The sequence below is a fragment of the Phocaeicola sp. genome (assembly GCF_048170425.1).
Taxonomy (GTDB): domain Bacteria; phylum Bacteroidota; class Bacteroidia; order Bacteroidales; family Bacteroidaceae; genus Phocaeicola.
In genome coordinates, this window is record NZ_DBEXBB010000306.1 from 1 (window position 1) to 5,893 (window position 5,893).

The following is a 5,893-nucleotide window of genomic DNA, read 5'->3' on the forward strand; positions in this document are numbered from 1 at the left end:
CTTAGTCGGAGTATTTCCCCCGTTTTGGCTGCCAAACCTTATTTTCGGGGGAATACCTAAAGATACAAAAAAGCCAACTAATTCGCAATACTTTTTGTATGAATTAGTTGGCTAATTTTATACTATTTACTGAGTGTCCCTACCTCGTAGCAAACTCTGGATTACCTTATAGTAAATCCTCAACTACCCTGTAGTAATAGTTGAGGATTTTTTGTATATACATATCTTTTCCTGAAACATATGGCTACACAAGAAGGGAAAGATAAAGCCGATTATTTCTTCACAATAGAAGTCAATGGGTGACGATTACCCTTAATATCGGTCAGAAAAGCTTTTGCTGAACCAAAGTTCAAGTACATGTCCAGACGCACCGGCAAGTGATTACGGTCGTCTGTAATATAGAAGGTTATAACTTCTTTTTCCTTCTTTTCTTCTCCCACATATTCCACGAGCGAGAATACCAGACAACGATAAGTCACTCCGTTTTCAGCCTTATAATTCTCCTTACGACGATAAATCAAAGTCTGTTTTTCTACTTCTCTTCCGGTAGCCATAGAGAAAAGAATCTTTTGTCCGGGCTTATACTCTGTGGGGTCATACGAACGGGCCTGCAAGAGAATACTCAACATATCGTACACACACACCGACAATTCATCATGATGCTTGTCGGTATTACCGCGTAACGTACGCTGCTGGTCCACGATGCATTTCCCATTCTGATAACTGAATTTCACCTCATCCACCGTATAGCGTTTTCCTTCTTCCGCTCCCTTACGAAAATACAGAGGAACCAAATCCTGTGAAGTGATGCAAGTCAGCGTATCACGCATCTTGAAAAAAAAGTCAATTTTCTTGTTTGTATACGACTGCAAGTCCGTTTTCAAACATGAGAGGCCGTTATAAGTCGTCTCGTTTACCGTCATCTTTGCCCACCCGGCATTAATCCAGACGAATTTCCAGTTAAACTTCAGCTCATAAGAGAGAGTTTCTCCTGGCTTGATTGCATCATTCACTGCACCACATTGTGCGCTGGCTGCCATTCCTCCTGCCAGAAGGAATAGGCAAAGAATCAGTTTCCTTATCATGTTCTTCCTAGTTTACGAGCCCGCTCTTTGTTGCGGTCCTTGATTTTCTTAGCCTCATCAGGCTTTTGTTTCTTTATCTCGTCCAACTTCTGCTTGTCAAGCGGCAGGGCGTGTATGTCCCACGTTTCTTCAAATTCAAAATTGGCTTTCATTTCCCACACTTTCGGGAAGTAAAACACCTCTTCCGGCTGCCGTTTCTCTCCGTAGTTACCGGTATCCCACACCCCATTATTATTGTCGTCATTGAACAAACGGATATAATATTTCGTGCTGGGCTGCAGAAAATAGAAGTCGCATGTATTCTTGTCCGTCACCGGCTGCTGCCGTACAACTCCATCACTTCCGTTCAGCAGCTGTACCACAGCATGAGGTCCTGCCCCGATGATATTCAAATACAGCGTACCGTAGTCTTCAAGCGTTTTCACCTTTAACTGGTTTTCCACCTTGTTAGTGTAAAGTCCGTAAATCCCCTTAATACCCAGAGAATCAATCTTGAGCTGATACTCCTGTCCGGGCTGCCAGTCGGCCAGTATCTGATACTGACGGGGAGCAACAGAGTCCGCCATCAGAATAAACGGTATCTCTTTCCACAGCGAATCCACCTTGACAGCCATGTGAATGGCCGCCGTATCAATATATTCCACCGGCTCCTCAAATTTCAGCACGATGTTCCGGTTCAAATCCAGACTGGAAGGAGCATCAACCGACATGGCAAAGAATTTCGGCTCCGCCTTCAGCGTATCTCCTCTCTTTTCACGCTTTTTCCGTTCCTTTTCCTCCTTCTTCATGGCTTCTTCGGCCAAGGCCATACGCCGTTTCTTGTCAATCTTGTTCACCATGCGCAAAGTATCAGTCTTCGGCACAAGCTGCCCCAGCGTATCCGTAGCCAGATAATCCATCTGGAAGGTCAATGTATCACGTTCACACATCACAGTATCTTTAATCCAGTAGCGGATAGTATCGTTGCGCGGATTACTTTCGATGACAAACGCATCCTTCTCGTCAAAATCCAGCCCTTTGATAGTAGGAAGTGTATCTGATTTAGCACTAAAATACAGAGAAAAACGATTCAACTGTTCTCGCTCGCTCTTTACCAGATACTGTATCGGGTTCTCTTCCTTGAACGAACGTAGAATCAGGTTATCAGGCAAGAAGCGTGTATAATGCACCTCGTAAATCGTATCATAAGCCAGTGTATCCAGCTCATTCCATACGGTATCTTGTCGCACGTCCGGACGCATGTCAGGTACCACCAGCGAATCTAAAAAAGCAATAGCCTCTGTCTTCGAATCAAACATATAGTTTTGGTTACCATCCATCAAGGCATAAATACGGTATTTGCCCGGAGCCACCCCGCGAATAGTAAAACGTCCGCGACTGTCTGTACGCGAAATACGGTCGAACGGGAGTTTCACAAACGCACTGTCTTCCAAGTTCTTATGAAGTCCTACCTGAATACCCTTTACCGGTTCCAGATTTTCAGCGGCCAACACCGTCCCCGATACCTCCATCGTATCAATATGCTCGCCCGTAGAGAAAGCGTACGCAAAGTTACCTAACGGATTATCTTCGTTATTGTCCACAATGGCATCACCAAAATCTATCGTATAAGTAGTATTTGCCCGAAGTGTATCGAAAAATTCCACCAAGACCCGGTGCCCGCTTACCTTCACTTCAGGCGCCTCATTCTGGGGAGGAGAGATAATCACCTTCTCCGATGCCTTGTCAAGTTTGATGTATTCATCGAATTCGATGGAAATCTTCTTACGCTTGTTGTTCGTAGCATTGGGTGCCGGAGTAGCACGCACAAATTTAGGGGGCGTTTCATCATAAGGTCCCCCGTCGGGCATACCCGTGCTCGCACATGCATAAAACCCGATAATGACCATCAACAAAGCAACATATTTAGGTATAGGTTTCATCTATATAGTTCAGTTATTCAGTTTCAACATTTCTTCAATATAGTCACGGCTGTTGCTCAGTCGAGGCACCTTGTGCTGACCGCCCAGTTTTCCTTTCTGTTTCAACCAGTCGTGAAACAGTCCCTCGCGAGCCATAATTACCTCCAGACGCTGCAAAGTAATGTCCTTATGCCGTTTCGCCTCATAGTCCGAGTTGATTTCCTGCAACGCAGTGTCAAGCACCTGTGCAAACTTCTCCAGCGAATCCGGCATCACACTAAATTCTATCAGCCACTGGTGACGGCACTTGGCATTGACATCCATAAAGACAGGAGCCGCTGTATACTCCAGCACCCGTGCGCCGGTCTCCCTGCAGGCTCTTTCCAGCCCTTTCTCCGCATTGTCCACCATCAGTTCTTCACCAAAGGCATTGATAAAGTGCTTGGTACGGCCGGAAATAATAAACTTGTATGGATTCTTCTGCGTAAACTTCACCGTATCACCGATAAGATATCGCCACAACCCGCAAGCCGTGCTGATGACCACCGCGTAGTTACGTCCCACTTCCACGCCCCACAAAGGCACAACCGACGGATTCGGCCTGTCAAGTTCTTCCAACGGAATAAACTCATAGAATACGTCATAGTCAATCATCAGCAACATGGCCGGGTCATGCAGGTCACTTTGCAAGCCAAAGAAACCTTCACTGGCATTATACGTTTCCATGTAATGCATCTTGTCGGTCGGTATCAACTGCTTGTATTGTTCCCGGTAAGGAGTAAAGCAGACTCCTCCATGAAAAAAGACTTCCAGGTTAGGCCACACCTCATTCAAGTGTCTGGCACCTGTTTTCTCCAGTACACGGTTCAGCACGGCCAGCATCCAGGAAGGTACTCCCGACAAATTTGTCACATTCTGATGAATGGTCGTATCGGCAATGCGTTCCACCTTCTCCTCAAACTCACTCAACAAGGCAATCTTTTTCTTAGGTACCCGTATCAAGTTCACCAGCGGACTAATATTCTGAATCAGAATAGCCGACAAATCGCCCACCAAGCTATCCTTTACATTATAATTCGGACTATGACTTCCACCTAGAATCAACCCCTTTCCAGAAAAGAAACGGCTTTCAGGATTCTCACGAAGATACAATGCTACCGCGTCTATTCCTCCACGATAGTGAATTTCCTTCAATCCATCGGGACTGACAGGGATAAATTTACTCTTGTCATTGGTGGTTCCAGATGACTTGGCATACCAGATAACCTTTCCCGGCCAGAGAATGTTTCTTTCACCGTGACGCATACGATCGACATATCCCTTCACATCCTCGTAGGTCTGTACCGGAACACGCTGAAAATCCGTATAGTTCCGGATGTGGCTATAATCATATCGGGTACCCCACTCTGTAGCGGAAGCTTTATGTATCAGTTTTCGGAATACACGGGCCTGAATTTCTTCGGCCTTTGTCCCATAAAGGTCGATTTCCTTCTGTCGGGGGACAAATATTTTTCCTATTAACTTGGTTGAATTCATTCGTTTTTAAATTTCAAATCCTTATAAGTGACGCATGCAAAGGTAGATTTTTTCTGCCTAATTCAACAGAGAGGAACATTATTTTTTCCTTCTTCATGACAAATATACAGTTTTTTCTTACCTTTACCACACAATCTATTAATATAGCAAAACATGAAGATAGGAATCTTGACTTCAGGAGGAGACTGCCCGGGAATCAATGCCACCATCCGAGGGGTATGCAAGACAGCCATCAACCACTACGGGATGGAGGTTTACGGAATTCACAGCGGTTTTCGGGGACTGCTGGACAATGACATTGTTCCGCTGGACGAAAGTTCACTGACAGGACTTCTTAATCTGGGAGGGACCATTCTTGGAACCTCGCGCGAAAAACCTTTCAAGAAAAAAGGAAATGCCCTATCGGAAAACAAACCCGCCATCATGCTCCAGACCATCCGCGAACGCAATCTGGACTGTATCGTGTGCATCGGAGGAAACGGTACACAGAAAACAGCGGCTAAACTGGCTGAAGCGGGAGTAAATGTGGTAAGTATTCCCAAAACCATAGACAATGACGTGTGGGGAACTGACGTTTCTTTTGGTTTTGATTCGGCCGTAACCATTGCCACCGATGCCATTGACCGACTGCACTCCACTGCCAGTGCCCACCAGCGTGTCATGGTCATTGAAGTCATGGGACATAAGGCAGGGTGGATTGCCCTCCATTCCGGCATGGCAGGAGGAGGCGACATTATCTTACTTCCAGAAATTCCGTTCGATATCCACCGCATCGGCGATGCCATTATCAATCGTCTGAAAAAAGGAAAGCCTTACTCTATTGTAGTGGTAGCAGAAGGAATTCCTACAATAGGGGGAAAGAAAGCAGCGCAATACATTGCCGAGGAAATAGAATACGAAACCGGATTTGAAACCCGAGAAACTGTGCTGGGCTACATTCAGCGAGGAGGAAGTCCTACCGCCTATGACCGCAACCTGGCCACCCGCATGGGAGGACATGCCACTGAACTGATTGCACAAGGAATGTTCGGTCGGATGGTGGCGCTGAAAGGCAACACGATTGATTCTGTTCCACTAAGCGAAGTAGCCGGCAAGCTGAAACTGGTAACAGAAGACCATGACCTGATTTTACAAGGACGCCGCATGGGAATCTGTTTCGGATAAAATTACAACAGGCTACAAATCAGCCACTTATAAACATTCCAAAAATATCCTTGCATTTCAACCAAAACGCAAGGACATTTAAAGGAAAACGCCTTTACGTTTTACTCAAAACTCTTCAACGTTTGATTTCAAATGCCAAAGAGTTTTCGTTTAAACGCAAAGGCGTTTTTTCTTGCTCCTTTTTTAAACGTTATATCGCGAAGAAAT

General features: G+C 45.5%; 4 protein-coding genes. 1 reads left to right on the plus strand and 3 read right to left on the minus strand.

Annotation, left to right across the window (positions count from 1 at the left end; translation table 11 throughout):
• Nucleotides 1–272 precede the first annotated feature (272 nt).
• Genes ACMJ0U_RS11755 through ACMJ0U_RS11765 form a run of 3 tightly spaced genes read right to left on the minus strand, consistent with a single transcriptional unit; the run spans nt 273 to nt 4,522 of the window.
• Nucleotides 273–1,085: a DUF3108 domain-containing protein gene (locus ACMJ0U_RS11755; protein WP_417130085.1), complete on the minus strand. Its 813-nt coding sequence runs from the start codon at nt 1,083–1,085 to the stop codon at nt 273–275.
• Nucleotides 1,082–3,007, minus strand: a complete 1,926-nt coding sequence (locus tag ACMJ0U_RS11760; protein ID WP_417130086.1) for an Ig-like domain-containing protein — start codon at nt 3,005–3,007, stop codon at nt 1,082–1,084. Before ACMJ0U_RS11760 ends, ACMJ0U_RS11755 begins: the two co-directional genes overlap by 4 nt.
• A 9-nt stretch (nt 3,008–3,016) precedes the next feature.
• Nucleotides 3,017–4,522 (minus strand): GH3 auxin-responsive promoter family protein, encoded by a 1,506-nt coding sequence (locus ACMJ0U_RS11765; RefSeq protein ID WP_417130087.1) that lies wholly within the window; start codon nt 4,520–4,522, stop codon nt 3,017–3,019.
• Nucleotides 4,523–4,675: 153 nt separating this feature from the next.
• Between ACMJ0U_RS11765 and ACMJ0U_RS11770 the strand changes: the two genes are divergently transcribed.
• Nucleotides 4,676–5,686: an ATP-dependent 6-phosphofructokinase gene (locus ACMJ0U_RS11770; RefSeq protein ID WP_417130088.1), complete on the plus strand. Its 1,011-nt coding sequence runs from the start codon at nt 4,676–4,678 to the stop codon at nt 5,684–5,686.
• Nucleotides 5,687–5,893: the final 207 nt, after the last annotated feature.

Bases quoted from the DNA above. Each gene is read 5' to 3' on its own strand.
- ACMJ0U_RS11765 (WP_417130087.1), bottom strand. From the start codon at position 4,522: ATGAATTCAACCAAGTTAATAGGAAAAATATTTGTCCCCCGACAGAAG.
- ACMJ0U_RS11755 (WP_417130085.1), bottom strand. From the start codon at position 1,085: ATGATAAGGAAACTGATTCTTTGCCTATTCCTTCTGGCAGGAGGAATG.
- ACMJ0U_RS11760 (WP_417130086.1), bottom strand. From the start codon at position 3,007: ATGAAACCTATACCTAAATATGTTGCTTTGTTGATGGTCATTATCGGG.
- ACMJ0U_RS11770 (WP_417130088.1), top strand. From the start codon at position 4,676: ATGAAGATAGGAATCTTGACTTCAGGAGGAGACTGCCCGGGAATCAAT.